The sequence below is a fragment of the Halobacterium litoreum genome (assembly GCF_021233415.1).
GTDB lineage: Archaea > Halobacteriota > Halobacteria > Halobacteriales > Halobacteriaceae > Halobacterium > Halobacterium litoreum.
Genome location: NZ_CP089466.1, coordinates 979,543 through 1,004,716, shown reverse-complemented (window position 1 = coordinate 1,004,716; position 25,174 = coordinate 979,543). Strand labels below are relative to the sequence as shown.

The following is a 25,174-nucleotide window of genomic DNA, read 5'->3' as shown; positions in this document are numbered from 1 at the left end:
CTTTGCACGTGCCGTCGAACAGTATCGCGTGAACAGACGATTTCTCGCTGTGGCGGTCGCCTTCCTCACCGTCCTCGCCGGCTGTAGCGGTGCGTTGTCCGGCAGTCCCGGCGACGGCGGCGCCGACAGTCCCGAGTTGGCCGAGCAGTCCTGGAGCGACGGCGAGTCCGTCGACTTCGACGCGCTGATAACGGAACACCGCGCCGTCGTGTCGAACGCGACGTCGGTGGAGCGACACGCGGTCGTCTCCTCGGGCGGGCAGGGCGAGACGACGGTGTCGTTCGCGGCGAACCGCGACACCGAGCGCGCGTTCCTGAGCATCTCCTCGTCGGTCCGGAACCGAACCCAGATCCAGGAGACGTTCGTCGCCGACGGCCAGTTGTACGCGAAGTCGGGCACCGCCGAGAACCCCCAGTACGCGAACCAGTCCTTCGACCAGAACTTCTCGCGGTTCGTCGACCAGCAGACCGTGCTGACGGTCAACGGCACCATCATCGAACAGTGGGACTTCGCGTACCAGGGCTACGAGGACGGCGCGTTCGTCTTCGAGGCCGACAGCGTGACGCCCGACCCCGACGCCCCCGAGGGAGGTCTCGACGTGGCGAACGTCACCGAGACGAGCGCGACGCTCCGCGTGACCGAACGCGGCGTCGTCCGCGAACTGTCCGTGAGCGCGACGCTCGAGCGGAACGGCGAGACGACGGAGATTCTGTCGGTCGCCGAGTACGGCGGCCTGAACGAGACGACCGTGGAGACGCCGGACTGGGTCGACGAGGCGTAGGCGCGGTCGAACCACCAAGCACTTTCCGGTGACGGTCGGAGTCGACTCGCATGAACAGACGAGTCCTCGCGATAGCGGTCGCCGTCCTCGTCGCGCTCGCCGGCTGTTCGGCCGGTCCGCTCGGCGGCGGGTCGAGCGCGCCCGACGTGAGCGAGCAGTCGTGGACGGACGGCGAGGAAGTGAACGTGACGGCGGTGTTCGAGGCGCACGCCGACGCCGCCGCGGACCTCTCGTCGTTCGAGTACGAGTCCGCGACGACCGTCGCGAGCGGCGGCGAGCGAGCCGTCACCCTCGCGTTGAACAACGAGAGCGAGCGAGCGCTGAAGACGACTGAACCCGCCGGCGAGAACGCCGACGTGCGCCGGTCGTTCTTCGCGAACGACACCGTGTACGTGAACGCCGGTGACGGCGAATCGCGGGCCTACACCGAGGACACGAACTTCACGCGGTTCGTCGACCGCGGCGCGGCACTGCCGGCGGCGCCCGAAATCCTCGCGCAGTGGGACTTCGAGTACGAGGGCTTCGAGGACGGCGCGTTCGTCTTCGAGGCCGACAGCGCCACCGCGGACGAGGACGCCCCCGGCATCGACGTGACGAACGTCGTGTCGACGAACGCGACGCTCGTCGTCGAGGAGAGCGGTCTCGTCCGGTCGATGCAGGTCTCGGCAACCGTCGAGCGGGACGGCGAACGGGAGACGCTGACGACGAGCGCCGAGTACGACAGCCTGAACGAGACGACCGTCGAGACGCCGGACTGGGTCGACGAGGCGTAGGCTCGTACCCACACCCCTTTTAGGCGCCACCGTCTCGGTGGTGGTATGGACGAAACGACGTTCACCATCGAGGACGCGGACGGTAACACCGACGAACTCACGCTCCCCAGCGGGCTCGTGGACCTGTTCTCCGAGGAGGACGACGAGTCGGAGGCGCAGGTCGTCGCCGACATCGCGCTGATGGCGTTCTCGCAACGCGCGCACATGCTCGTCGCGCACGGCGAGGGCGAGCCGAGCGAGGAACTCAAGGAGATCGAGGAGGCGACCCTCGACCAGTTCGAGGAGCGCTTCGGGCAGACGTTCGGCGAAGCCACCGGCCACCAGCACTGAGCCGGTAGCCGGCTCTTACTCGCAGTCGTATTCGAGGAGGACGCCGTCGTCGATTCGCTCGACGCCGGCGAGTTCGAGGTCCGGGAAGTCACCGACGAAGCCGTCGCCGTCGGCGAGCGTCGGGGCGTCCCGGCCGCCGATGATTTTGGGCGCGACGAACACCGACAGTTCGTCCACGAGGCCGGCGTCGAACAGCGAGAAGATGAGTTCGCCGCCGCCCTCGACCATCAGGCGCTCGACGCCGTGGGACGCGAGTTCGTCGAGGGCCTCGGGGAGCGCGACGCGGTTCTCGCCCGCGACGACGACGGTGGCGCCCGCCTCTTCGAGGGTCTCGCGGTGTTCGATGGGTTCCTCCTCCGCGACGAGGACGAACGTCTCGGCGGTGCCGTCGAGGAGTTTCGCGTCCGGCGGCGTGCGGGCGTGGGAGTCAGCGACGACGCGGGCGGGGTGCGGTGACTCGCCGGCGTCCTCGCGTTCGCGGACCAGCGCCGGGTCGTCCAGCGTGAGCGAGGGGTTGTCCGCGAGGACGGTGCCGACGCCGACCATCACGGCGTCCACGTCCGCGCGCAGAGCGTCGACGCGGTCGAAGTCCTCGGGACCGCTGATGGCGACCTGCTCGCGGCGGCGCGTGGAGAGTTTGCCGTCCGCGCTCATCGCGGCGTTCACGACGACGTGCATACCGGGGGTAGGCGGCCCGCCGCGGAAACCGGTTTCGTTGCGTGCGCCGTCGCGCGCCCGCTCGCGGGAACGCTTTTACGCCCCGGTCACGCACTTTCACGTGCATGAACATCGACGATCACGCCGAGGAGCTCGCCTCCGACCTCGGTGTAGACAAAGCGGAGGTCAAAGAGAACTTGCAGAACCTCGTGGAGTACAGCGTGCCCGTGGAGGAGGCAAAGCGGAGCCTCCGGCGGAAGTACGGCGACGAGGGCGGGAGTTCCTCGGGCGGCCCGACCGCCGTCGACATCGCGGACATCGGCCCCGACTCGGGGAACGTCACCGTCACCGCGAAGGTCCTGACGGCGGGCCAGCGCTCGATTCGCTATCAGGGCGACGACCACGTCATCCGAGAGGGCGAACTCGCCGACGAGACCGGGACTATCTCCTACACGGCGTGGGAGGACTTCGGCCTCGAAGCCGGCGACACCGCCACCATCGGGAACGCGAGCGTCCGCGAGTGGGAGGGGAACCCCGAACTGAACTTCGGGGAGTCCTCGACCGTGAGCAAGGCCGAGGACTTCGACGTGCCCTACGAGGTGGGCGGCGACCGCGCGCTCGCCGACCTGTCGCCGGGCGACCGCGGGCGGAACGTCGAGGCGAAAGTCACGGAAGTCGAGGAGCGCACCATCGACGGCCGGGACGGCGAGACCGAGATTCTCTCGGGCGTGCTCGGCGACGAGTCCGCGCGCCTGCCGTTCACGGACTGGGACCCGCACGCGGAAATCACCGAGGGCGCGTCGATTCGCGCCGAGGACGTCTACGTCCGGGAGTTCCGGGGCGTGCCGTCGGTGAACGTCTCGGAGTTCTCGACCGTCACCGAACTCGACCGCGAGGTCGAGGTCGGCGGTCCCACCCGGCTCTCGATTCGGGAGGCCGTCGAGCGCGGCGGCGCGTACGACGTCGAACTCGTCGGGAACGTCATCGAGGTGCGGGACGGCTCCGGGCTCATCCAGCGCTGCCCCGAGTGCGGGCGCGTCGTCCAGAAGGGTCAGTGCCGCCAGCACGGCGACGTGGACGGCGAGGACGACCTGCGCGTGAAGGCGATTCTGGACGACGGCACCGACACCGTCACCGCCGTCCTCGACCGCGACCTCACGGAAGAAGTGTACGGCGGCGGCATCGAGGACGCGCGCCAGCAGGCCCGCGACGCGATGGACCAAGAGGTCGTCGCCGACACCATCAGCGAGAAACTGGTGGGTAGCGAGTACCGCGTGCGCGGCCACCTGTCCGTCGACGAGTACGGCGCGAACCTCGAGACCATCGAGTTCGCGGCGAGCGACGACGACCCCGCCGAGCGTGCGCGGGCCTTCCTCCAGGAGGTGGAAGCATGAGTGAATCCGAGGAGGTCAACCGACGCGAGGTCGCTTACCGACTGTTCGCGGCGGAGTTCGACGACGCCGACTTCTCGTACGCCGAGTCTGACGAGGAGCGCGCGCCGAACTACGTGGTGACGCCGACCGGCGCGCGCGTCAACCGCGTGTTCGTGGTGGGCGTCCTGACCGAAGTCGAGCAGGTCAACGAGGACGTGGTGCGCGCCCGCATCGTCGACCCGACGGGCGCGTTCGTCGTCTACGCGGGCCAGTACCAGCCGGAAGCGCTCGCGGCGCTCGAATCCGCGGACACGCCGTCGTTCGTCGCGGTGACCGGGAAGGCCCGAACCTTCGAACCGGACGACGCCGACGTGGTCTACACGTCGATTCGCCCGGAGTCCGTCAGCGAAGTCGACGCCGAGACCCGCGACCGCTGGGTGGTCTCGACGGCCGAGCAGACGGTCGACCGCGTCGCGACGATGGCGGTCGCCCACGAGCGCGTGGAGCGCGGCGACAGCCTCCGCGACGTGCTCGATTCGGCGGGCGTCGAACACGGCCTCGCGGCGGGCATCCCGCTCGCGCTCGACCACTACGGCACGACGCCGGCGTACCTCGCCGCGGTCCGTGACCTCGCGCTCGACGCCGCGCGCGTCGTCGCGGGCGACGTGGACGCTGCAGGCGAACTCGACCTCGCACCCGGCGAGGGCGGCGACGAACCCCTGTCGTTCGCAGCCGACCTCGACGCCGACGCGGACGCTGTCGGGACCGAGTCGGACGCGGAAGCGGACGCCGAAGCGGGCGAAGCCACCGAGACGACGGCGGACGCAGATTCGGACGAGTCCGGGTCGGCGTCCGAGGCCGAGGTCGCCGACGAGGCGGGCGAATCGGACGAGACTGAATCCGAAGCCGAACCGGAATCCGAGGAGAGCGAACCGGCAGACGTCTCGCCAGAGCCGTCGGCGGAGACGCCGTCGCCGGACGAAGTGGCGGCGGAAGCGGCGCCCGACGCGGACGGCGAGTCCGACGACGACGGCGAAGCGGACAGCGAACCGGACGAGACCGAGGACGACGCGGCGCCCGCGGAGCAGGCCGACGCCGCGGACGACGGCGAGATGTACGAACTCTCCGAGGAGGAACGCCAGGAGGTCGAGGAGAACTTCGACGTCGGGTTCTCGTCGGGCGACGAGATTCCGGACGCCGGCGAGGCCGACATCGACGCGCCCGACCCCGAGGACGGCGCCGAGGCCGAGGCAGAGGCGTCGGACGGCGACGCCGAACCCGCGGAGGAGGAGGTGGCCGCGGACGGCGACGACCTCGGTGACTTCGACGACGGCGACGACGAGGACGACCTCGACGACTTCACCGAGTCCGAATACGACGAACCCGACTCCGAGGCCGAGGACGACGAGTCACCGCCACCGGACCTCGACCTCGAGGACTACGTCGTCGACCTGATGGAGCAACTGGACGACGGCGACGGCGCGCCCCGCGACGAGGTCGTGACGACGGCAGCCGACGACCTTGACGCCGACGAGGGCGAAATCGAGGACGCGATTCAGGCGGCGCTGATGGGCGGACGCTGTTACGAGTCCGGCGACGACCACCTGAAAGCCATCTGATGGCGCTCGTCGAACCGGTCCCCGGCGCGCCCGCGGCAGTCGCGCACGTCGGGAGCAGTACGGACGACCGGGCGCTGGTGGTCGCGGACTACCACGCGGGCATCGAGCGCTCGCTCCGCCGCGAGGGCGTCGAGGTGCGGAGTCGCGCGACCCAGCGCCGCGAGCGCCTCTGTCGCCTCGCCGAGGAGAACCGCGTCGACCGCGTGGTGTTCCTCGGCGACCTCGGGCACGCCATCGGGACGCCCGAAGGCCGAGAGCGCGAGGAGATTGCGGACCTCTTGGACGCACTCGACGTGCCGGTGACGCTCGTCGTCGGGAACCACGACGGCGGCATCGCCGGCGAGTTCGACGTGGACGTGACGCCGCCCGAGGGAACGCGAATCGGCGACGTGGGGTTCGCGCACGGCCACACGTGGCCGAGCAGGGACGTCCTCGAAGCCGAGACGGTCTGCGTCGGGCACGAGCATCCCGCAGTGCGACTGGAGGACGACGTGGGCGGCACGCGCGTCGAGCGCGCGTGGCTCCGCGGCCCCCTGAACCCGACTCCCTTCGAGGAACACTACGGCGAACCCGTGGACGCGCGCGGCGACCTCGCTGTCTTCCCGGCGTTCAACGACCTCTCCGGCGGGACGTGGGTGAACGTCGACGGGCAGGAATTCCTCGCGCCGTTCCTCCCCGACGGGTGGTCGCGCGCCGACCTGTTCCTGCTGGACGGCACGCGACTCGGGCGGTACGACCGCGTCTGAAGCGGTCGGTTCCGCGACGGGCAACGTCCTTATTCTGGTCGCGCCCCAAATCGAGCGAGTATGAGCGAGTCGCGGGGGATGGACGCGTTCTCGCATCTCGGAAGCGACGTGCGCGCGGCGCTCTCGGAGCGCGGCTTCTCGACGCCGACGGAGCCACAGCGGCGCGCGATTCCGGCGCTCGCTGACGGGCAAAACGGCCTCGTCGTCGCGCCGACGGGCACCGGGAAGACCGAGACGGCGATGCTCCCCGTGTTGAACAGTATCGTCGAGGAGGGAGCGCCGGAGGGGTTCGCGGCGCTGTACGTGACGCCGCTCCGGGCGCTGAACCGCGACATGCGCGAGCGACTCGACTGGTGGGGGGAGACGCTGGGCGTGGACGTGGACGTGCGCCACGGCGACACGACGGACTATCAGCGCCAGAAGCAGGCCAACGACCCGCCCGACGTGCTGGTGACGACGCCGGAGACCCTGCAGGCGATGCTCTCCGGGGAGAAACTCCGGGAGGGGCTCGAAGACGTGCGCCACGTCGTCGTGGACGAGGTACACGAACTCGCGGGCGCGAAACGCGGCGCGCAGTTGTCGATAGGACTGGAGCGACTCGTGGAGTTGGCGGGAAACTTCCAGCGCATCGGGCTGTCGGCGACGGTCGGCGACCCCGAGGAAGTCGGGAAGTTCCTCACCGGCGACCGCGGGTGTGAAATCGTGGAAGTGGACGTGGCGTCGAAAGTCGAGTTCTCGGTGCGCCAGCCCGAGGTGACACGACAGGACGAGCGCGTCGGCAACGAACTGATGACGAGCCCGGAGATGGCGAGTCACGTGCGCGCCATCCGGGAAATCGTGGACGACCACGACTCGGTGCTGATTTTCGTGAACACCCGGCAGACGGCCGAAGCGCTCGGGTCGCGGTTCAAGGAACTGGGCGCGAACATCGGCGTCCACCACGGCAGTCTCTCGAAAGACGCGCGAATCGAGGTCGAAGACCAGTTCAAGGCCGGCGAACTGGACGGGCTGCTCTGTACGTCCTCGATGGAACTCGGCATCGACGTGGGGCGCATCGACCACGTCGTGCAGTACTCGTCGCCCCGCGAAGTCGCGCGCCTCCTCCAGCGCGTCGGGCGCGCCGGCCACCGCAGAGACGAGGTGAGCGAGGGCACGGTCATCACGGGAAATCCCGACGACGCGTTCGAGGCGCTCGCCATCGCGCGCCGGGCGAAGGCCGGCGAGGTGGAGACCACCCAGATTCACCACGGGAGCCTCGACACGGTGGCGAACCAAATCGTGGGGCTGGCGATGGACTTCGGCGACGTGTCGGCGCGGCGCGCGTACGACATCGTCACCCGAGCCTATCCGTTCGCGGACCTCGACGAGACGGCGTTCCGGGAGGTGGCGATGGAACTCCACGGGAACCGCGTCGTCTACGTCGACGAGGACGCCGACACCATCTCCAAATCGGGCGGGACGTGGCAGTACTACTACGCGAACCTCTCGATGATTCCCGACGAGGAGACCTACGACGTGTACGACATGGCGGCGGGCCGGCAGGTCGGCACGCTCGACGAGCGCTTCGTCGTGAACTTCGTGGAACCGGGCGCGACGTTCGTCCAGCGCGGCGAGATGTGGCGCATCACGAACATCGACGAGGAGGAACAGGAGGTCAACGTCTCGCCAATCGAGGACCCGGCGGGCGAGGTGCCGTCGTGGACCGGCCAGGAGATTCCCGTCCCCTACGACGTGGCCCAAGAGGTCGGCGAGATGCGCGACGTCGCGAGCGACCAGTTCGCCGACGGCGGGACGAGGGAGGGGGTCGCTCGGGAGTTCACGACGCGGTATCCGACCGACGACTACACCGCGGGCGAGGCCCTCGAACAGGTCGACCGGCACGTCGACGCCGGCGCGCCCGTGCCGAGCGACGACCGCATCGTCGTCGAGCAGGCCGCCCAGACCATCGTCGTGAACGCGTGTCTCGGCCACGAGGCCAACGAGACGCTCGGGCGCCTGCTGTCCGCGCTCCTCGGCCAGCGTACCGGCTCCTCGGTGGGGCTGGACGTGGGCCCGTACCGCATCGAGTTGGAGGTGCCGGCGCGCGTCAGCGCGAACGACGTGGTCGACCTGCTCCGGGAGACGGACCCAGACCACGTCGAACCCCTGCTCGAACTCAGCCTCAAGCAGTCCGAGACGCTGAAGTTCACGCTCGCGCAGGTCGCCGCGAAGTTCGGCGCGCTCAAGCGCTGGAAGGGCCGAGACGGCGTCGGCCTCTCCCGCCTGCTCGGCGCGCTCGAAGACACGCCTGTCTACGACGAAGCGATTCGCGAGGTGTTCCACACCGACCTGGACGTAGCGCGCGCGAGCGCCGTCCTCGAAGCCATCCAATCGGGCGACCTCGAAGTCGAAATCGTCGGCGAGCGCACCGCCGTTGGCTCGGGCGGCCGGTCGTCGGGGCAGGAACTCCTGACGCCCGAGAACGCCGACGCGAGCGTCGTGCAGGCCGTCGGCGACCGCATTCGCGAGGACCGCGTGAACCTGTTCTGCGTCCACTGCCGGGACTGGGAACACGAGACGAAAGTCCGGCGCGTCTCAGACCAGCCGGAGTGCCCGCGCTGCGGGTCGACCCGAATCGCCGCCCTGTCGCCGTGGGCCGACGACGTGGTGAAAGCGGTGCGCGCCGACGACAAGGACGAGGAACAGGAGAAGCAGACCGAGCGCGCGTTCCGGAACGCGAGCATCGTCCAGAGCCACGGGAAGCGCGCCGTCGTCGCGCTGTCGGCGCGCGGCGTCGGACCCCAGAACGCCGCTCGCGTCATCAACCGCCACCGCGAGGACGAGGCGGACTTCTACCGGGACATCCTCGAACGCGAACGCGAGTACGCCCGCACCAAGGCGTTCTGGTAGTCGACCGCAACCGCTTCGACCCCGCGCCGCCAATCCGGCGTATGGACGATTCGCTCGTCGCGATGTGGCCCCGCGGCCTGCGCCCGCCGACGGTGGCGATGCCCGAGGGCTACGCGCTGCGCACGACCGATATCGCGGGGGACGACGAGGACGCCGTCGCGTCGCTCGTCGGCGAGGGGACGGTCGCCGACTACCGGAACCGCGCGCTCCCGAACGGGTGGTTCGTCGCCGTCGAACGCGCGACGAACCGCATCGTCGGCACCTGCGCCGCGCTCCACGACCCGGACGGCGAGGACCCCCGCTTTCCGTTCGGCGGTCGGGTCGCCGCGCTCGCCGTCGATTCGGCGCACCGAGAGCGGGGCGTCGGACGCGCGCTCGCGGCGGCCGCGACGCGACGCCTGCTCGACGCCGGCTACGACAGCGTTCGGGTACGCGCACCGGCGTCGGCGACGCCAGCGCTCCACGTCGCGGTCACGGCAGGCTACGCGCCCTGCGTCGTCGCGGACGGCGACGTCGGCCGGTGGCGGGCGGCGTTCGACGCCATCGGACTGCCGTTCGACCCCTCGCAGTGTGTGAGACACGACGGGGATTCGGGTGCGTGAGACTCACACGCGAAGAAACAGGTCCAAAACTATTCAAACCCAAGTTACAAATAGGGGTTCATGGCACACAGTCCTCGCTTGCGAAGTAGACGAGCCCTGCTCGCGGTCGCGGTCGTCGCGATGGTGGCGACTGCCGGCTGCACCGGCGGCGTCCTGAACGCCGGCGGTGGCGGGTCGGGCAGCGGGAGCGCCCAACTCGACAGCGTCCCCGCGAGCGCGGAGTTCGTCGGGTACGCGGACGTCGACGGCATGGTGTCCGACGACAACCTCCGCGCGCTGATGAACACCGCACTGGAGACGCAGGCCGAACAGTCCGAGTACTACGACGGCCCGACCAGCGTCGAGGAGATGCTGAACGAGGCCGAGTCCACCTCCGACCTCTCCCCGAGCAAGTTCGAGGACGTGACGTTCTTCGGCGCGCCCGGCGAGCAGACCGCCACGAACGCCGAGCAGGCCGGCATGATAGTGACGACCGACTTCACCGAGGACGAACTCGTCGCCACGCTGGAAGAGAACGGCGAAGACCTCTCCGAGAGCACGTACGCCGATACCACCCTCTACACGTACGGCTTCCAGGGACAGAACGCGATGGCGCCCCTCGGTGACGGCACGTTCGCCCTCGGCGACGAGGCCGCCGTCAAGAGCGTCCTCGACGTCGAAGCCGGCAACGAGGAAGCGCTCGGCGGCGACCTCCGGACTGCCTACTCGAACACCGACGACGGCTACGTCAAGTTCGCGATGGCCGTCCCGCAGGACCAGGTTCCCGCCGACCAACTGGACTCCCAGTCGCCGATGAACGTCTCCGCGTTCAACTCCGTCGAGTTCGTCTCCGGGTCGTTCTCCACGTCCGGGAGTGACGTGTCGATGGACATGAACATGGTGACGGACTCGCAGGCGAACGGTGACCGCATGTACGACCTCGTCGACGGCGCCCTCCAGTTGTACTCCGGCGTGGGCGGCGAGGAAGTGCAGGAAGCGCTCGACAAACTCTCCGTCGAGCAGAGCGGCGCGACGGTGTCGGTGACGTTCACCGACAGCGTCTCGAACCTCGAGGAGTACATCGAGGAGATGTACAGCACGTCGGCGTCCGGGAGCGCGTCCAGTAGCACGGGCTCGGCCGGTTCGATGACGGCGACGGCATAGATGGACCTCTCGTCCCTGCTCGGCAAGGAGCTGACGTGGGGACGACACAAACTGCTCGCGCTCGGAACCATTCTCGTGGTGTTGCCCGCGGCGTTCGCGTACGCGACGTTCGGCTTCCAGAGCGTGCTGCCGACGGACGCCCCGGTCGCCATCGCGCCGCAGACGGCCGCGGTGGCGACCGGCGACCTCTCGATCGCGCGCGCCGCCATCACCATCTTCAGCGACCCGCAGACGTTCGACTCGCAGGCGGCGGCGATGCGCGCGCTCAACCGCGAACAGGTGTACGCCGTCGTGTCGGTGCCGCCGAACCTCACGGACGAGTCACTCGGCGCGGCGGAGTTCACGGTGTACGTCGAGGGGAGCGTCGTCCCCTACCACAAGCCCTCGCAGGCATTGACGAGCATCGTCTCGTACAGCCTCGACAGCACGCTCCCGCGGGGCGCGGTCGCGAACCGGGCGGTCGTCGGGGAACAGTACCGGCTGTCGACGTACCTCGTGCCGACGTTCGTCGTGACGCTCGTGTCGCTGGTGGCGCTCGCGTACCTGCCGTACACGTTCGACAACGAGGCCGCGGTCCTCGACCGACTCCGCGTCGAGTCGTCGCTGTACGCCGTGGTCGCGAGCAAACTGACGTTCTTCTCCGCGCTGATGGTCGTCCCGCTGCTGACCTTCGACGCGATGAGCGTGATTTCGGGCGCGAACGTCCGCGTGCTCGGCCCCGGAACCCTACTCGTGACGGTGTTGCTGTTCGTGTTGCTCGGTCTCGTCGGCGCGACCGTGATGTTCCTGCTCGGGTTCGGCGCGTGGGCGCGCATCGCCAACCTCGTCGTGATGCTGTTCGTGCTCGGGTTCTCGGGGGTGGCGTACCCGGTGGGCTTTTTCTCGCCGGCGCGCCGGTGGCTCGTCCGCCACGTCCCGACGCACTACGCGGCCATCGCGACCCGCGGGTTCGTCCTGCGCGACGACCCGATAGCGCTGTACGCCGACTGGCTCCTCGGTCTCGTCGGCGCCATCGCCGTCGCCGCGCTGGCGTTCGTCGGGTCCGTGAAACTGTACGAGAGGCGAACCTGATGCTGGAAGCCAACGGCGTCACGAAGACGTACGACGGCACGACCGCCCTCGACGACGTGAGCGTCTCGTTCGGCGAGGGATTGCACTGCGTGGCCGGCCCGAACGGCTCCGGGAAGACGACGCTGATGCGCGTGTTCGCGGGGCTCACGCGGCCCGACACGGGAACCGTTTCGACGCCCGAATCGTTCGGGTACGCGTTCCAGGTGCCGAACGTCTACCCCGACCTCACGGTCGACGAGAACCTGGACGTGTTCGCCTCGCTCGTCGGCGCCGACGACGCGTGGCGCGAACGCCTCGTCGAGCGCCTGCGCCTCGGCCCGGAGCGCGACCGGACCGCCACCGACCTCTCCGGGGGCTACCGGAAGAAACTCGACCTCGCGCTCGCGCTCCTCAAGCGCCCGGACGCGCTCGTGTTGGACGAACCGCTCGCGGACTTAGACCCCGCGACGAGTCGCCGTCTCGTCGCCGTCGCCACCGCGTACGCCGAGGACCACTGCGTGCTCGCGTGTACGCACAATCTCGACGCGTTCGCCGACGCCTACGAGACGCTGACCGTGCTCGTGGACGGCGCGGTGCGCGGCGAGTGGGCGCGCGAAGAACTCTCTGACGGCCCGGCGTCGGCCTACGACGGGCTGCTCGCGGACGTGCAACCGAACTGGGGTAACGGTTTTTAGTTCAGCCGACGGACCACTCTGTATGGTCGAGGAGACAGAGCGGGACGGCATGGTTTGGTACCGCTGCGAGGAGTGCGGGCTGATGTTCGACGACGAGGGCGACGCTCGCCAACACGAGTCGAACTGCGACGCGGAAGAGCCCTCGTACCTGCAGTAGGCCGTCGTCTGCCGTTCTCCCCGTCGCGACTCGTCGTCGACCGCCGGCCGCCGTCGGGCGCTACTCGTCGTCGGCGAACAGTTCGTAAGCGTACTCGCCGAGTTCGTCCTCCTCGAAGACGAAGACGCGGCCCCGCGCCTCCTCGGGGTCGGCCTCGACTTCCACGGCGTAGCCGTCGGCACGCACCTCGACGCCGGGGAACAACTCCTCTTCCTCGCCGGGGTCGAGCAGCACGCGCCCGACGCCGGTCGATTCGAGGATGTCGTCGTGGGTCTTCAGGTCGTTCACGTAGACGAGCACGCCCTCCGTCTCCGTCGGGTCGGTGACGAGGACGTGGACGTCCTTCCCGGGGTTCGTGCGGACGGTGCCGGTGACCTTCTCGGGGACGCCGTTGTAGAACGCGCGGCGCCCGTCGGTGTACTCGACGTAGACTCCCTCCTCAGCGAGTTCGACGCCGAGCGTGCTCGGTGCGATGTCGTTCCGGGCGCTCATGGGACCGACTTCCCCTCGCTCCCGCAAAAGCCCGCCGTTTGCGTTCCGCGGCGCGCCAGGGGGTCGTTTGCCCGAAGCGCCAACCCCAAGTACGGGCCGTGGCAGGTTTCCACATGGACGGTCGCGCAGTCGCGCCAGCCGCCGGCACCGTGTTGAACGCGCTGGCGAACGGCCTCGGCTCGGCGTTCGCGCTCGACTTCGACGTGGAGGCGTCGGTCACCCTCGGCGCCAGCGGCGGCGACGTGACCGGCGACGTCGCCGGCCACCCGGACGCCGACACCGCGCTCGTCGAGCGCTGTGTCGCGCTGACGACCGACCGGTACGGCGATGGCGAGGGCGGGCGCGTCGAGACGGACAGCGAGATTCCGCTCGCCTCCGGCCTGAAGAGTTCGAGCGCGGCGGCCAACGCCACCGTGCTCGCGACCCTCGACGCGCTCGGCCGCGCCGACGACGTGGCTCGCGTGGACGCGGCGCGACTCGGCGTGCAGGCCGCCCGCGACGTCGGCGTCACCGTCACCGGCGCGTTCGACGACGCGACGGCGAGCATGCTCGGCGGCCTCACGCTCACCGACAACCGCGAGGACGAACTCGTCTTCCGGGACGAAGTCGACTGGGACGCCGTCGTGTGGACGCCGCCCGAGCAGTCGTTCTCGGCGGACGCCGACGTCGCGCGCTGCGAGCGCGTCGCCCCCATCGCGGACCACGTCGCCGCCCTCGCCGAGCGCGGCGACTACGGCACCGCGATGACGCTAAACGGCTTCGCCTTCTGCGCGGCGCTCGACCATCCCGCCGACCCCATCGTGGACGCGCTCCCGAACGCCGACGGCGCGTCCCTCTCGGGCACCGGCCCGAGTTACGTCGCGGTCGGCGGCGCGGACGCACTCACGGAGGTACACGAACAATGGAAGACACACCCCGGGACGGTCCGACTGACGACGACGCAGACGACCGGCGCCCGGACGACATGAGCCTCGAGGAACTGCGCGACGAAATCAGAGAGATAGACCGCGAAATCGTCGACCTCATCGCGCGACGCACGTACGTCGCCGAGACCATCGCCGACGTGAAAGCCGACCGCGGGATGGCGACCACCGACGAATCCCAGGAGGAAGCCGTGATGGAGCGCGCCGGCGAGAACGCCGAAGCGTTCGACGTCGAACCGAACCTCGTGAAAGCCATCTTCCGACTGCTCATCGAACTGAACAAAGTGGAGCAGCGCGAGAGTCGGTAGGCGAAAACGCCGTCGTCGGAGCCGGTTCTATCGAGACGTGCTCTACAGTCGGCTCTCAGCAGAGATACCATCGTTCGCCGAAACGATTATCGGTAAGACAAGCGTATTACGTTAGTATGTCTGGAGCAGCCACGGGAAACAACGGCGACGACGAGATAGTCACGGTGAACTTCAAAGTCACCCAGTCGTTCCTCGACGAGATAGACGACACGTGGCAGGGGCGCGGCTTCAACAGTCGGAGCGAGTTCATCCGGTACACGCTGCGCGACGCGACCGAATTCCCGACGTTCGACCGCGACGAGCTCGTCGCGCTCCTCCAAGCAGAAGAGGACATCCGTGAGGAGCGAACGATGAGTGCGGAGGAGGCCCGCGAGCAGTTCGGAACCGACGGCGATGAGTAACGACGGGTGGTCGTGGGAACTGACACCGACAGCGCAAGACGACCTTGCCGCGCTCGACCCTCACGAACAAGACCGCATTCTCGACAAACTCGACGAAATCGTCGACTCGCCGTGGCGTGACCCACCCGACTATGGCGAACCTCTGCAGAACAGTCCACGCAAGAAAGTGCGTGTCGGGGAGTTCCGTCTCGCCGTGACGTTCCGCCAGAACGAACAACGCATCGTCGTTGCCCGAATCAAGCGTCGTGGTGGTGCGTACACCGCCGACGATGACTGATTACACTTCGAGAAAGGCGACGATTTCGACGAACGGTGTGACAACAGTTTGAGACCTAAACAAAGTTGAGCAGCGGGAGTCGCGCTGACCGCGTCGCGACTCGTCAGTACGTCCAGAGGCGGTGGACGCGCTCGGCGATGTCCGAGTGCTCGTCGCGGAGCGTCTCGGGGTCACGTTCGCCGTTCGCGTTGATTACGTGGACTTCGCCGCGTTTGCCGCCGTAGACGTCCTGGAAGTCGTAGACGACGCCGAAGACGTCGACGTCCGCGGGGACGTCGTCGCTGTCGCGGAGGAACTCGACCTGCCGGTCGACGTTGTACTCGACGAGGCGGTTGATGGCGCCGTCGCGGTCCGCGTCTTCGGGGAGCGCTTCGACGCCGGGTTCGAGGTGGGGCGCGAGCAGGTCGATGCAGTGGGTGATGCCCGGCGGTTCCTCGCCCGCGTCGCCGGTGAGGGCGTCGTAGGTCGCGGTGACGGCGCCACAGCCGGTGTGCCCGACGACGACGGCGGTCTCGGTGCCGGTGTGCGCGATGGGGTAGAGCACGTCTCCGGAGACCACTTCGTCGCCGTCCGCGCGCTGGAGGACGCGGTTCCCGATGTTGCTCGCGGTGAACACGTGGCCGGGGTCGTCGTTCCCCCACATCTCGTCCTGGAGGACGCGGGAGTCCGAACAGCAGACCGTGACGGCGTCCGGATGCTGGGCGTCCTGTACGTCGTCGAAGCGGTCGTCGAAGGCGTCGGCGTGCGCGGCGTTACCGTCGAGGAGGTCGGCGAGTACGGTCATCTCGGTCGGTCGTGACTCCGTCCGACGCCTTCGGTTTATCGGGTTCGGGTCGCGAGTCGGCGCGCTCGCTCGCCTCGCCGCCGCGCCACAGCAGGGCGGCGCCGACCGCGCCAGCGAGCAGTCTCGCTGGCGCCCGCGCGTATCCGGGGAGGAAGGACAGCGAGCCGGTGTCGCGGCGCTCGGTGGCGACGGTCCTGAGCCGGTAGTAGTCGCCGTCGTGTTGGAAGTAGCGCCGGTACTCGGGAACCTCCTCCGTGGACGTGAACGTCCCGCCTTCGATTGCGCGGTGGAGGTCCTCGTTCGGTTCGGTGATGTTGACCGCGGCCGCCGCCATCGCGCGCTCGGTAGGGACGCGTTCGAGTCCGAGGACGAGCGTGCCGTTCCGGTACGTCGTCGTCGGCCGGTAGAAGCCGTCGCGGAGGTCGACGTAGTCGTACCGCCACTCGTTTGCGAGCACGGTCTCCGAGATTGCGGTCTCGTTGTCGAGGCGAATCTCGTTGCCGTTTCCGAGGTAGCGCGCGACCGCACAGTCGCGGGACTGGAGCGGACGCCAGTCGCAGTCGGCGACGTTCACTTGGAGGTGGCCGCTCGGTTCGCCGGCTTCGACGGCGCCGTACTCGTAGACCGTCTCGTGACCGGACCCGGAGACCGTGGCGCCCCCGACGAGCAGGAGGACGCCGAGGACGCCGAGGAGGAGGGCGCGGCGGCGGGACACGACATCGGATTCAGCCAGCGACGGCAAGTGCTTGTCGGTAGTGTGTCAGAACCGGGCGGCGAGCGCGTCGAGTTCGTCGTGGTGTTCGGTGGTGTGGGGCGCGGTGAGCGGGGAGACAGAGACGTGGCCGTCGACGACGGCCCTGCGGTCGGTGCCCTCGGGGTCGGGAATCTCGCCGGCGTCCATCAGGTCCCACATGCGGTCGTGGAGGGTCACCGTCTCGCCGTTGCGCTCGGCGCCCATGTCGTAGCCGTGAGAGGGGCGCGTGACGACCATCTCGCCGGACGCGTCGGCGCCGGGGTGGGGCGCGTTCACGTTCAGGTAGTCGGCGTGCTCGAAGACGCCGGCGTCGAGGGCGTGCTCGACGAGGTAGCAGGTCGCGTCGACTGCTGTCTCGTAGTCTTCTGGGTGGGTCGGTTCGCCGAAGTCCTCGCTGGTGAGGAACAGCGAGGACGCGATTGCGGGCACGCCGAAGAACGCGGCTTCGACGGCGGCGCTGACGGTGCCCGAGCGCCCGAGCACGTACATCCCGAGGTTCGCGCCCTCGTTGACGCCGGCGACGACCACGTCGGGGTAGGGGCCGAGCGCTTCGAGGCCGGCGACCACGCAGTCCGAGGGCGTCCCCTCGATTGCGTACCCGAGTTCGTGGTCCTCGACGCGCACCTCGCGGGACATCGCGCGGCCGGTCGCGCTCTTGTCGTCGGCGGGCGCGACGACGGTGACGTTCCCGACGTCCGCGAGGCCGTCCGCGAGCGCGCGGATGCCGGGCGCGTCGATACCGTCGTCGTTGGTGACGAGAATCTCGGGCGCGTCTGTCATCGAGTGGGACTCACCGCGACGGCGAAAAAGCGTGTCGCTCCCGGCGGGCGAGCGCAACGAATCCCCCGTCGCCCGAGGGCGGAGCGGGCGCGGGAGCCAGTCAGAACACGAGGCGTTCGGCGACGCGACGCACCAGCCCGGGCCGCCGGCTCTCCCTCGGATAGACCGTCACCTCGGTGCAGTCGACGGCGGTCGGGGTGTAGGCGTCGCGGCCGCCGCGGACGCGACTCAGCGTACCGGTGCGGACGACGAGGTCGGGGTCGACCGCGTCGGGGTCGCCACCGTCGGCGCGCGGGACGTGCGTTCGGACCGGCGCGGACAGCACGCCCGCGAGTTCGTCCTGGTAGGCGCGGATGGTCTCGCGGCGCTTCTCGGGCTGGTCGCCCGAGAGCGGGAACTGAAGGGTGACGTGGCCGTCCGACTCGCCGGCGATGGTGTCGGCGAGCGCGACCGTCGACGGGTCGTAGGGGCCGCCGTCGCTCTCGAGGACGACGTGTTGCGGTTCGTCGTAGCCGCGGTTCTCCACGAGCAGGACGTCACAGCCGGCGTGGCGCACCACCCAGTCGATGGGGTCGCCGAGCAGCCGCGACCGGAGGCGCAGGCGCTCGTGTTCGGCGACGACGGCATCGACGCCGCGGTGTTCGGCGTAGTTCACGATGGCGTGTTTGGTGTCGTGGCTGACGATTTCGCCGTACTCGACTGGGACGTCGAACTCGGCGGCGAGTTCCGCGGTCTGGTCCTCGAACCGGACGTCGGCGGGGGACTGAACCTCCGCTGCGTGGTCGAGTGGGGTCTGGTCGGGGACTTCGTCGAACCGCACGACGACGACGTGGCCGTCGGCCGGTCGGACGGTGTCCGCGGCGAGCGCGAGCAGGTCGCGTTCCTCGTCCTCGTCGGCGTCCCGCGTGAGCGCGACGAGGACCGCGGTTTCTTCGTCGGGTCGCGAGCGCGCGTCGGCGGCGGCGACGGCGTCCTCGGTCTCGGAGAGCACGTCGCGCCCGAGGCGGCGGCGGAGCACGTCCGTCGCGGCGCCCTCCCGGCGGATTCGCGGTCGGGCGTACAGGAAGTACCACGCGATGCTCCCGAGCGTGATGAGCGCGGCGCCGGCGACAGCCACGACGCCCATCTGCGTGAGGAGCGCGACGCCGGAGAGCGCGCCGAACGCCTGCACCCACGGGTAGAGCGGCGACTCGAACTCGGGGTCGTAGTCGGCGGCGCCGTTCCGGAACGCGACGACCGCGAGGTTCACGAGCACGAACACGAGAATCTGGAACGCGCTCGCGAGTTTCGCGATTTCGAGGATGGGGAGGAAGGCGATGAGCACGAGGACGACGGCGCCGGTGAGCGTGATGGCCGTCGTCGGGGTGCCAAAGCGGTCGTGGACGTCGGCGAACGTCGGCGGCGCGAGTTTGTCCCGACTCATCGCGAACGGGTACCGCGACGAGGAGAGGATGCCGGCGTTCGCGGTGGAGACGAGCGCGAGGAGCGCCGCGGCGACGACGGCGTACCGCCCCCAGTCGCCGAGTGTCGCTTCGGCGGCGACGGCGACGGGCGTGGCGGACCCGGCGATGGCGCCGGCTTCCGTCACGCCGACCATGACCGCGACGATGCCGACGTAGAGGAGCGTGGTGAACGCGAGCGACCCGAGGATGCCCAGCGGGATGTTCGTCCCCGGTTCTTCGACCTCCTCGGCGACGCTGGCGACCTTCGTGACGCCCGCGTAGGAGACGAACACGACGCCGGTCGCGGCGAGCAGTCCCTCCCAGCCGCCGGCGAAGAACTGCTGGTAGTTCGCGGGCTGGACTTGGGGCGCGCTGCCGGCGACGAACCACCCGAGGGCGGCGAGCATCGCGACGACGATGACGGTCTGGAGTCGCCCGGTCTGTTTCGCGCCGACGAGATTGACGAGGACGAGGAACGCCGCGAGCGCGAGCGCGACGGGTTTGACCGGGAGGTCGAACAGCAACACGAGGTAGGGGACGCCGCCGACGAGCGCGAGCGCGCTCTTGAACGACAGCGAGAACCACGTGCCGATGCCGGCGATGGTGCCGAGGACGGGCCCCATGCCGCGTTCGATGTAGATGTAAGTGCCGCCGGCTTCCGGCATCGCGGTCGCCATCTCGGACTTCGAGAGCGCGGCGGGGACGACGAGCAGGCCGGCGAGCAGGTACGCGAAGATGACTGACGGTCCCGCCATCTTCAGGGCGAGCGCGGGGAGGATGAAGATGCCGCTCCCGATCATCGCGCCGACGCTGATGGCGAACACCGCGCCGAGACCGAGGTCGCGTTCGAGTTCCTTCACGGCGGGACGCCTCCGTTCTCGGAGCCTGCGCTGTCGCTGGTGGGTGCGTCGGTCACGGCTACGTCACCACCGGTCTGCGACGGCGCGACCGAGTGCGGACGCGGCGTCGACTGTTTCGACGTCGAGGGCGTCGAACGCGCAGCGCCGCTCGGGGTCGGTGACGAGCGCGAGGACGCGGTCGACGCCGGCGATGCGGGCGTGCTGGGCGACGAGGAGTGTGCTGGCGTCGTCGGCGCCGAGCGCGACCACGGCGTTCGCGTCGCCGAGGCGGAGACCGCGGACGTCGGCCGCGTCGAGGGAGTCGACGGTGCGGACGTCGTAGCCGGGTGGCGGGTCGGTCGGCGGCGCGCGGTCGACGTGCGTGACGGTTTCGCCGGCGGTCGCGAGGCGCGCGGCGGCGTCTCGGCCGGCGGGGCCGCCGCCGACGACGAGCGTCGGGGCGTCCGTGGGCGTCGCGGTGCTGTCGGTCTGGTTCGCGTTGGTCGGCGTCATGGTGGTTCGGTGAGGTCGTCGAGGCGCCCCACCAGATACCCGAACGTACTGGACGGAACCGCATAAAGTGACTGTATTTTCTGCGCCTTCGCTAGAATAAGGAGAATATAATCAACTTTCGTCCGGTCGGTCGACGTCGAAGCCGTGGAACGGGCCGCTGTGGACGCTCCGAATGAGGTCCTCGTCGACGACCTCCAGACCGAGTTCGTCGAGGTCCCGCCCGATGCGACTGAGGTCGTCGCTGTCCCGCCCGACGACGAACACGTGGACGTTCTCCGCGCCGGTCATCACCTCCTCGACGCGCACGACGCCGGGCACCTCCAGGGCCGCCGCCGCCAACTCCTCGCGCCGCGGCACCGGCGCCGTACAGACGACGAGCGTGTACAACTGGTAGCCCGCCCGCTCGTAGTCGACGTCCGCGTGATACCCGCGAACGACGCCGCTCTCTTCGAGTCGCTGAATCCGGTTCCGGACCGTGCTCGCGGACACGCCCGCCGCGTCCGCGATGGTCTGCGAGGACGCGCCCCTGGCGTCCTGCTGGAGCGCGTGGATGATTCGCCGGTCCAACTCGTCGAGGCCTTCCAGCGTCATGGTTCTCACTGACCGACGAACCCGCAAAAGTACTCGCCTTGCCGGCGCGCGCCCGGACCGGCTACACGCGGTCGACGACCGTCTCCTCGTCGACGACCAGATTGTAGGCTCCCTCGTCGTCGTTCCAGAGCACGAGCGCCGACTCCACGGAGAGCAGGTCGCCGTAGTCGGCGGTTTCGAGGTCGCGGTTCAGACTCGTCGGCCGGACGAGCACGGCGTAACAGTCCTCGGTCTCGCTGCCGTCGCTGACCTTGAACAGGGGGTTGGCGTCGCCGTCCGCGAGGTTCCGGGAGAGTTTCGCGAACACGGCGTCGGCGCGCTTGCCCACCCAGTCGTCGGCGTCGGCGAGGCGGAGCAGGCGGTCGCCGGAGAGTTCCACGTCGTGGCTTCGCTCGCCGTCGGTGCGGAGCATCGCGTACGAGAACCGCACCTCGGTGTGCAGGAACTCCGAGGGCCGCTCGCTGACTTCGGCGAGGCGGCGCTGGAACGCGGGCGCCTCGATTTCCGGGCGCTCGTCGAACGACCACCCGGCGTCTGTCGGGCGGTCGCCCGGCCAGAGACGCGGCGTCGGCCCGTAGACGGTCGCGCCCCGAGACTCGACCTCGCGTTCGACCTCGCGGAGCGCCGTGCTCGTGTTCTTGTCGGCCGGCGCGAGCGCGAGGAAGGTGCCACTATCGGCGAGCGAGTCGAGGTAGCGGTCCACGACCGACACCGGGTCGTCGAGTTCGCTCAGCACCGAACACGCCATCACGAGGTCGTACTCGCCGTCTGGTTCGAAGTCCTCGGCGGTCTCGCGGTGAATCTCGGCGTGGACGTTCGCGGGCGCCTCCTCCAGCAGGCGGTCGAAGACGTCCGCCGCCTCGCTCGGTTCGACGGCGTGGTACTCCACGAGCGCGTCCTCGGGCAGGAAGTCGAAGAGCCCGAGGGCCGGCCCGCCGACGCCAGCGCCGAGGTCGAGCACGCGCAGATTGCCCGAGATGCGGCCGTCGCGAGCGAGGTCCGCGAGCGCGTACTGAATCGCGGCGTAGTAGCCCGCGAGGTGGTAGACCGCGTACCCGAGCGCCACGTCCCGGTCGTACGCCACGGGGTTGCGCCGGTAGTAGTCGTCCTTGAACCGCCGAATCGTCTCGCGGAGGTGGTCGCCGGAGTCGCCGCGATGCCAGTTCGCGCCCCACTCCCGCACCAGCAGGTCCTCCACGGCGTGCTCGTAGCGCTCCGGGAGCGCGTCCACGCCGTCGAAACTCGGGTAGACCGGGTCGTCGCTCGCGGGCACGAACGTGCCGTCGTCGCGCTCCACGATGCCGAGTTCGGCGGCGTGCTCGCGGAGCACCTGGCGGACGACCGCCGCCCGCGGCTGGCTGGCGACGTACTCCCGGAGTTCCGCGGGGTCCAGCGGGCGCACGCCCCGGAGGTACTTCGCGCTGTCCAGAATCGCGTCCCTATCGACCGGCATCCTCGTACACCTCCGCGAACGCCTCGTTCTCGTCGGCGAGTCGCTTCGCCGCTCGGGCCACGTCGTCCGCGCCGTCGAACGCGTCCTGGATGTCGGCGTAGACGCGCGAGTTCCCGCCGGTCACGCGGTCGGCGAGCGCGCGCAAGTCCTCGTACACCGGCGTCGCGAGTTCGTCGGGCACGTCGTCGGCGGCGAGCGCGAACGCCAGCACGGCGGCGTGCGCGCGCCCCTGAATCGTCGCCATCGCGTCGTCGTGTTCGCCCGGCTCGACGTCCACGAGTTCGTTGCCGGCCGCCTCCAGCCACTCGCGGACGTGGTCGGTGCCGGGGCCGGGCGCGCCCGAACTCACCGCGACCCGTCCGGGCGCGTGCTCCGGCGCGAACAGCGGGTGGAAACTCACGCGCTCGCGTGCCGGCGCCGCTTTCGCCATCGCCGCCAGCGGCCCCCGCATCTCCCCCGTGAAGTCCACGACGGCGCGCTGGGCCTTCGACGCGTGGCGCTCGATGGCGTCGCCCGCGACCCCCATCGGCACCGCCACCGCGACCAGTCCGAAGGACTCGTCGCTGTCCACGTCCACCGCGCGAGCGCGCCCGTCGTAGTCCTCGGCGGCGCGCTGTGCCCGGTCGGCGTCCACGTCCGCGAACGCCACGGGCGCGTCCGCCACGTCGGCGAACCAGCGACCGACGGCGCCCGCGCCCACCACGAGTACGTCCATCGACAGACGGTAGCGCCCCGGCCGGCAAAAGGCGTTCGCTACCCCGTGAACGGACGCGTGGATTTTTGTCCCCCCGTGGCGACACCGGAACTATGTCTCGGGCGGCAGACAGGCTCGCCGACGCCGGTGGCGCTCGCGCGTGGCTAGTGCCGGCGCTCGGCGTCCTCCTCCTCGGCGCGGCCGTCGCGCACTTCCTCGGGCACGCCGGCCCGCGGGCGGACGTCGCGGCGGCGACCCTGCTGCCGGCCGTCGCGTTGCTCGGGTACGGCGGCTGGTTCTGGGCGCGCCGGCCGCGGGGTGCCCGCGGCGACGCCGTGTTCGCGTGGGCCATCGGCGGCGCCGGCCTCGTGCTCGCGCTCGACCTGTGGGCGATACTCGTCGACGCGTACGGCGCGACGGCGGCGGTCGACCACATTTTCATCCAGCACACCACGGTCGGCGCGCTCGGCGGCGCCATCGCCGGAACGTACAGCCAGCGCGACCGGTGGCGGGCGCGCTCACACGTCCGCCTGCGGCGCGCGCTCGACGCCGCGATGGACGGCATCGCCGTGGTCGACGACGACGGTACCGTCTCGTACGCGAACGACGCGTTCGCCGACGCCCGCGGCGCCGACGGCCCCGGCGCGCTCGTCGGCGAGCAGTGGCAGGCGGCGTACCCCGACGAAACCCGGACCCGGTTCGCGGCCGTCCTCGCGGAGTTCGAGGCGGGCGACCGCGACCGATGGCATGGCACCGTGACAGCGCGCCGAATCGACGGCCACACCTACCCACAGGACATCTCCGTGACGGCGCTGGACGACGGCGGCTACGTGTGGGTGTGCCGGGACGTGACCGGGCGGGCGGAACGCGACCAGCGCCTGCGCGTGCTGAACCGCGTCCTCCGGCACAACGTCCGGAACTCGCTGAACGTCGTCCTCGGGCGCGCGCGGCGCCTCACCGACCGACTCGGGGACGACGAGGACGTCGAGAGCATCGAGGAGGCCGCCGAGGAACTGCTCTCGGTCAGCGAGAAAGCCCGGCAGTTGGAGCGCTCGCTCGACAGCGAGGACGCGCCGACGGACCCGCTCGCCGACGTCGTCGCACAGGAAGCCGAGCACGCGAGCGAGCAGTACCCGGACGTGGCCTTCGACGTCACCGTAGACTGCGAGACCGCCGTCGACCGCCGCCTCAGGCTCGCGGTCCGCGAACTACTCGAGAGCACCGCCGAACACGCCGACGGCGACGCCGCGAGCGTGTCAATCGTCGCTCGCGCCGAACCGCCGACGGTCCGCGTCGCGGCCGACGGGTCGGGCATCCCGGAGCACGAGCGGCGCGCGCTCGAAGGCGTCGAAGAGACGTCACTCGAACACGGCTCTGGCGTCGGCCTGTGGCTCGTCTACTGGGTGGTGTCGCACGCGGGCGGCGACCTCGACGTGCGCGACGACGGGACGGTCGTCCTCCGCGCGGACGCGGGAAAGAACTAAACCGACCGCCGGACTTGGTGGTCGTAGAATGACACGGACGGCGACGGTTCTCGTCGTCGAGGACGAGCGCGAACTCGCCGACCTGTTCGCGGACTGGCTCGACGCGACGTACGACGTGCGGACCGCGTACAGCGCGGCCGACGCGCTGGCGGAACTCGACGACGAAGTCGACGTGGTGTTGCTCGACCGACGGCTCCCGGAGAGCTCCGGGGACGACGTGCTCGAAACCGTCCGCGAGGAGGGGTACGACTGTCAGGTGGCGATGGTGACCGCGGTCGACCCGGACTTCGACCTGCTGGAACTCGGCATCGACGCGTACGTGGTGAAACCCGTCGACAGAGCGGAACTGACGGGACTGGTGAGTCGCCTGCTCGCGCGGTCGCTGTACAGCGACGAGGTCCAGGCGTACTTCTCGCTGGCGGCGAAACGCGCGACACTCGAGACCAGCAAGACCGCCGAGGAGTTGCGCGACGACGACCGCTACCAGGAACTCTGCGAGGACATCGAGGCGCGCCGGGAGAGCCTCGACCAACTCGTCGCGGACCTCGACGAGTCCGACTTCCTCGCGGTGTTCGAAGACCTCAGCGAGGACGAACCGGCCGAAAGCCACTAAACGTTGACGCC

28 protein-coding genes are annotated in these 25,174 nt (G+C 69.7%); 18 read left to right on the top strand and 10 right to left on the bottom strand.

What is annotated here, in order from left to right:
* The first annotated feature begins 28 nt into the window (after positions 1–28).
* Genes LT972_RS05535 through LT972_RS05525 form a run of 3 tightly spaced genes read left to right on the top strand, consistent with a single transcriptional unit; the run spans position 29 to position 1,884 of the window.
* Positions 29–781: a DUF7537 family lipoprotein gene (locus tag LT972_RS05535; RefSeq protein ID WP_232572200.1), complete on the top strand. Its 753-nt coding sequence runs from the start codon at positions 29–31 to the stop codon at positions 779–781.
* A gap of 50 nt (positions 782–831) precedes the next feature.
* Entirely contained in the window at positions 832–1,554 is a 723-nt protein-coding gene (locus tag LT972_RS05530; RefSeq protein WP_232572199.1) for a DUF7537 family lipoprotein, read from the top strand.
* Between the two features lie 45 nt (positions 1,555–1,599).
* Positions 1,600–1,884: a DUF7545 family protein gene (locus tag LT972_RS05525; protein ID WP_232572198.1), complete on the top strand. Its 285-nt coding sequence runs from the start codon at positions 1,600–1,602 to the stop codon at positions 1,882–1,884.
* A 15-nt stretch (positions 1,885–1,899) separates the two neighbouring features.
* Here the strand turns inward: LT972_RS05525 and LT972_RS05520 are convergent, their stop codons facing one another.
* Complete coding sequence (locus LT972_RS05520) at positions 1,900–2,562, bottom strand: 2,5-diamino-6-(ribosylamino)-4(3H)-pyrimidinone 5'-phosphate reductase (RefSeq protein WP_232572197.1); 663 nt, start codon at positions 2,560–2,562, stop codon at positions 1,900–1,902.
* A gap of 104 nt (positions 2,563–2,666) precedes the next feature.
* Between LT972_RS05520 and LT972_RS05515 the strand changes: the two genes are divergently transcribed.
* The 9 genes from LT972_RS05515 to LT972_RS14860 all read left to right on the top strand — a co-directional run bounded on the left by LT972_RS05515 (position 2,667) and on the right by LT972_RS14860 (position 12,815).
* Positions 2,667–3,935, top strand: a complete 1,269-nt coding sequence (locus LT972_RS05515) for a Single-stranded DNA binding protein (RefSeq protein ID WP_232572196.1) — start codon at positions 2,667–2,669, stop codon at positions 3,933–3,935.
* A complete protein-coding gene (locus LT972_RS05510; RefSeq protein ID WP_232572195.1) occupies positions 3,932–5,533 on the top strand; it encodes an RPA family protein in 1,602 nt (533 codons plus the stop codon). Before LT972_RS05515 ends, LT972_RS05510 begins: the two co-directional genes overlap by 4 nt.
* The gene (locus tag LT972_RS05505; RefSeq protein WP_232572194.1) at positions 5,533–6,279 is read left to right on the top strand and encodes a metallophosphoesterase; all 747 of its coding nucleotides are present in this window, start codon (positions 5,533–5,535) and stop codon (positions 6,277–6,279) included. The genes LT972_RS05510 and LT972_RS05505 overlap by 1 nt, the downstream gene beginning before the upstream one ends.
* Before the next feature lie 60 nt (positions 6,280–6,339).
* The gene (locus LT972_RS05500; protein ID WP_232572193.1) at positions 6,340–9,168 is read left to right on the top strand and encodes a DEAD/DEAH box helicase; all 2,829 of its coding nucleotides are present in this window, start codon (positions 6,340–6,342) and stop codon (positions 9,166–9,168) included.
* A 41-nt stretch (positions 9,169–9,209) separates the two neighbouring features.
* Positions 9,210–9,770: a GNAT family N-acetyltransferase gene (locus tag LT972_RS05495; RefSeq protein ID WP_232572192.1), complete on the top strand. Its 561-nt coding sequence runs from the start codon at positions 9,210–9,212 to the stop codon at positions 9,768–9,770.
* Between the two features lie 78 nt (positions 9,771–9,848).
* A complete protein-coding gene (locus tag LT972_RS05490) occupies positions 9,849–10,913 on the top strand; it encodes a hypothetical protein (protein ID WP_232572191.1) in 1,065 nt (354 codons plus the stop codon).
* A complete protein-coding gene (locus LT972_RS05485) occupies positions 10,914–11,984 on the top strand; it encodes an ABC transporter permease (protein WP_232572190.1) in 1,071 nt (356 codons plus the stop codon).
* A complete protein-coding gene (locus tag LT972_RS05480) occupies positions 11,984–12,658 on the top strand; it encodes an ATP-binding cassette domain-containing protein (protein WP_232572189.1) in 675 nt (224 codons plus the stop codon). The genes LT972_RS05485 and LT972_RS05480 overlap by 1 nt, the downstream gene beginning before the upstream one ends.
* Before the next feature lie 22 nt (positions 12,659–12,680).
* Entirely contained in the window at positions 12,681–12,815 is a 135-nt protein-coding gene (locus LT972_RS14860; RefSeq protein ID WP_269780547.1) for a DUF7128 family protein, read from the top strand.
* Between the two features lie 60 nt (positions 12,816–12,875).
* On the opposite strand, the gene LT972_RS05475 is transcribed toward LT972_RS14860, so the two are convergent.
* Positions 12,876–13,307, bottom strand: a complete 432-nt coding sequence (locus tag LT972_RS05475) for a DUF5796 family protein (RefSeq protein ID WP_232572188.1) — start codon at positions 13,305–13,307, stop codon at positions 12,876–12,878.
* Positions 13,308–13,420: 113 nt separating this feature from the next.
* On the opposite strand from LT972_RS05475, the gene LT972_RS05470 reads away from it, so the two are divergent.
* The 4 genes from LT972_RS05470 (at position 13,421) to LT972_RS05455 (ending at position 15,216) form a co-directional block, all read left to right on the top strand.
* Positions 13,421–14,275: a shikimate kinase gene (locus LT972_RS05470; protein ID WP_232572187.1), complete on the top strand. Its 855-nt coding sequence runs from the start codon at positions 13,421–13,423 to the stop codon at positions 14,273–14,275.
* Positions 14,209–14,538, top strand: coding sequence for a chorismate mutase (locus LT972_RS05465; RefSeq protein ID WP_390226272.1), 330 nt, complete (start codon positions 14,209–14,211; stop codon positions 14,536–14,538). The genes LT972_RS05470 and LT972_RS05465 overlap by 67 nt, the downstream gene beginning before the upstream one ends.
* A 116-nt stretch (positions 14,539–14,654) precedes the next feature.
* Complete coding sequence (locus LT972_RS05460; protein WP_232572186.1) at positions 14,655–14,939, top strand: ribbon-helix-helix domain-containing protein; 285 nt, start codon at positions 14,655–14,657, stop codon at positions 14,937–14,939.
* Entirely contained in the window at positions 14,932–15,216 is a 285-nt protein-coding gene (locus LT972_RS05455) for a type II toxin-antitoxin system RelE family toxin (protein ID WP_232572185.1), read from the top strand. Before LT972_RS05460 ends, LT972_RS05455 begins: the two co-directional genes overlap by 8 nt.
* Positions 15,217–15,319: 103 nt before the next feature.
* Here the strand turns inward: LT972_RS05455 and LT972_RS05450 are convergent, their stop codons facing one another.
* The 8 genes from LT972_RS05450 to LT972_RS05415 all read right to left on the bottom strand — a co-directional run bounded on the left by LT972_RS05450 (position 15,320) and on the right by LT972_RS05415 (position 23,087).
* Positions 15,320–16,000 carry a carbonic anhydrase gene (locus LT972_RS05450; protein WP_232572184.1) on the bottom strand — a complete coding sequence of 227 codons (681 nt, stop codon included), beginning with the start codon at positions 15,998–16,000 and terminating at the stop codon, positions 15,320–15,322.
* Entirely contained in the window at positions 15,969–16,715 is a 747-nt protein-coding gene (locus tag LT972_RS05445) for a hypothetical protein (protein WP_232572183.1), read from the bottom strand. The genes LT972_RS05450 and LT972_RS05445 overlap by 32 nt, the downstream gene beginning before the upstream one ends.
* A 45-nt stretch (positions 16,716–16,760) precedes the next feature.
* Positions 16,761–17,534 carry a 5'/3'-nucleotidase SurE gene (surE, locus tag LT972_RS05440; protein ID WP_232572182.1) on the bottom strand — a complete coding sequence of 258 codons (774 nt, stop codon included), beginning with the start codon at positions 17,532–17,534 and terminating at the stop codon, positions 16,761–16,763.
* Positions 17,535–17,634: 100 nt separating this feature from the next.
* Positions 17,635–19,836: an amino acid permease gene (locus tag LT972_RS05435; protein ID WP_232572181.1), complete on the bottom strand. Its 2,202-nt coding sequence runs from the start codon at positions 19,834–19,836 to the stop codon at positions 17,635–17,637.
* Between the two features lie 63 nt (positions 19,837–19,899).
* The gene (locus tag LT972_RS05430; protein ID WP_232572180.1) at positions 19,900–20,328 is read right to left on the bottom strand and encodes an NAD-binding protein; all 429 of its coding nucleotides are present in this window, start codon (positions 20,326–20,328) and stop codon (positions 19,900–19,902) included.
* 111 nt (positions 20,329–20,439) lie between these two features.
* Positions 20,440–20,919 (bottom strand): Lrp/AsnC family transcriptional regulator, encoded by a 480-nt coding sequence (locus LT972_RS05425; RefSeq protein WP_232572179.1) that lies wholly within the window; start codon positions 20,917–20,919, stop codon positions 20,440–20,442.
* A gap of 61 nt (positions 20,920–20,980) precedes the next feature.
* A complete protein-coding gene (locus LT972_RS05420) occupies positions 20,981–22,372 on the bottom strand; it encodes a small ribosomal subunit Rsm22 family protein (protein ID WP_232572178.1) in 1,392 nt (463 codons plus the stop codon).
* Positions 22,359–23,087: a prephenate dehydrogenase/arogenate dehydrogenase family protein gene (locus LT972_RS05415; protein ID WP_232572177.1), complete on the bottom strand. Its 729-nt coding sequence runs from the start codon at positions 23,085–23,087 to the stop codon at positions 22,359–22,361. Before LT972_RS05415 ends, LT972_RS05420 begins: the two co-directional genes overlap by 14 nt.
* A 92-nt stretch (positions 23,088–23,179) precedes the next feature.
* Here LT972_RS05415 and LT972_RS05410 point away from each other — a divergent pair, with 92 nt between their 5' ends.
* Both LT972_RS05410 and LT972_RS05405 read left to right on the top strand, forming a co-directional pair.
* Positions 23,180–24,550 (top strand): PAS domain-containing protein, encoded by a 1,371-nt coding sequence (locus tag LT972_RS05410; protein WP_232572176.1) that lies wholly within the window; start codon positions 23,180–23,182, stop codon positions 24,548–24,550.
* 28 nt (positions 24,551–24,578) lie between these two features.
* On the top strand, positions 24,579–25,163 hold the full coding sequence (locus tag LT972_RS05405) for a HalX domain-containing protein (RefSeq protein WP_232572175.1): 585 nt from the start codon (positions 24,579–24,581) through the stop codon (positions 25,161–25,163).
* Positions 25,164–25,174: the final 11 nt, after the last annotated feature.

Bases quoted from the DNA above. Each gene is read 5' to 3' on its own strand.
- LT972_RS05450 (WP_232572184.1), bottom strand. From the start codon at position 16,000: ATGACCGTACTCGCCGACCTCCTCGACGGTAACGCCGCGCACGCCGAC.
- LT972_RS05495 (WP_232572192.1), top strand. From the start codon at position 9,210: ATGGACGATTCGCTCGTCGCGATGTGGCCCCGCGGCCTGCGCCCGCCG.
- LT972_RS05510 (WP_232572195.1), top strand. From the start codon at position 3,932: ATGAGTGAATCCGAGGAGGTCAACCGACGCGAGGTCGCTTACCGACTG.
- LT972_RS05515 (WP_232572196.1), top strand. From the start codon at position 2,667: ATGAACATCGACGATCACGCCGAGGAGCTCGCCTCCGACCTCGGTGTA.
- LT972_RS05420 (WP_232572178.1), bottom strand. From the start codon at position 22,372: ATGCCGGTCGATAGGGACGCGATTCTGGACAGCGCGAAGTACCTCCGG.
- LT972_RS05455 (WP_232572185.1), top strand. From the start codon at position 14,932: ATGAGTAACGACGGGTGGTCGTGGGAACTGACACCGACAGCGCAAGAC.
- LT972_RS14860 (WP_269780547.1), top strand. From the start codon at position 12,681: ATGGTCGAGGAGACAGAGCGGGACGGCATGGTTTGGTACCGCTGCGAG.
- LT972_RS05485 (WP_232572190.1), top strand. From the start codon at position 10,914: ATGGACCTCTCGTCCCTGCTCGGCAAGGAGCTGACGTGGGGACGACAC.
- LT972_RS05505 (WP_232572194.1), top strand. From the start codon at position 5,533: ATGGCGCTCGTCGAACCGGTCCCCGGCGCGCCCGCGGCAGTCGCGCAC.
- LT972_RS05410 (WP_232572176.1), top strand. From the start codon at position 23,180: ATGTCTCGGGCGGCAGACAGGCTCGCCGACGCCGGTGGCGCTCGCGCG.
- LT972_RS05470 (WP_232572187.1), top strand. From the start codon at position 13,421: ATGGACGGTCGCGCAGTCGCGCCAGCCGCCGGCACCGTGTTGAACGCG.
- LT972_RS05405 (WP_232572175.1), top strand. From the start codon at position 24,579: ATGACACGGACGGCGACGGTTCTCGTCGTCGAGGACGAGCGCGAACTC.
- LT972_RS05475 (WP_232572188.1), bottom strand. From the start codon at position 13,307: ATGAGCGCCCGGAACGACATCGCACCGAGCACGCTCGGCGTCGAACTC.
- LT972_RS05525 (WP_232572198.1), top strand. From the start codon at position 1,600: ATGGACGAAACGACGTTCACCATCGAGGACGCGGACGGTAACACCGAC.
- LT972_RS05425 (WP_232572179.1), bottom strand. From the start codon at position 20,919: ATGACGCTGGAAGGCCTCGACGAGTTGGACCGGCGAATCATCCACGCG.
- LT972_RS05530 (WP_232572199.1), top strand. From the start codon at position 832: ATGAACAGACGAGTCCTCGCGATAGCGGTCGCCGTCCTCGTCGCGCTC.
- LT972_RS05480 (WP_232572189.1), top strand. From the start codon at position 11,984: ATGCTGGAAGCCAACGGCGTCACGAAGACGTACGACGGCACGACCGCC.
- LT972_RS05460 (WP_232572186.1), top strand. From the start codon at position 14,655: ATGTCTGGAGCAGCCACGGGAAACAACGGCGACGACGAGATAGTCACG.
- LT972_RS05415 (WP_232572177.1), bottom strand. From the start codon at position 23,087: ATGGACGTACTCGTGGTGGGCGCGGGCGCCGTCGGTCGCTGGTTCGCC.
- LT972_RS05520 (WP_232572197.1), bottom strand. From the start codon at position 2,562: ATGCACGTCGTCGTGAACGCCGCGATGAGCGCGGACGGCAAACTCTCC.
- LT972_RS05500 (WP_232572193.1), top strand. From the start codon at position 6,340: ATGAGCGAGTCGCGGGGGATGGACGCGTTCTCGCATCTCGGAAGCGAC.
- LT972_RS05465 (WP_390226272.1), top strand. From the start codon at position 14,209: ATGGAAGACACACCCCGGGACGGTCCGACTGACGACGACGCAGACGAC.
- surE (WP_232572182.1), bottom strand. From the start codon at position 17,534: ATGACAGACGCGCCCGAGATTCTCGTCACCAACGACGACGGTATCGAC.
- LT972_RS05430 (WP_232572180.1), bottom strand. From the start codon at position 20,328: ATGACGCCGACCAACGCGAACCAGACCGACAGCACCGCGACGCCCACG.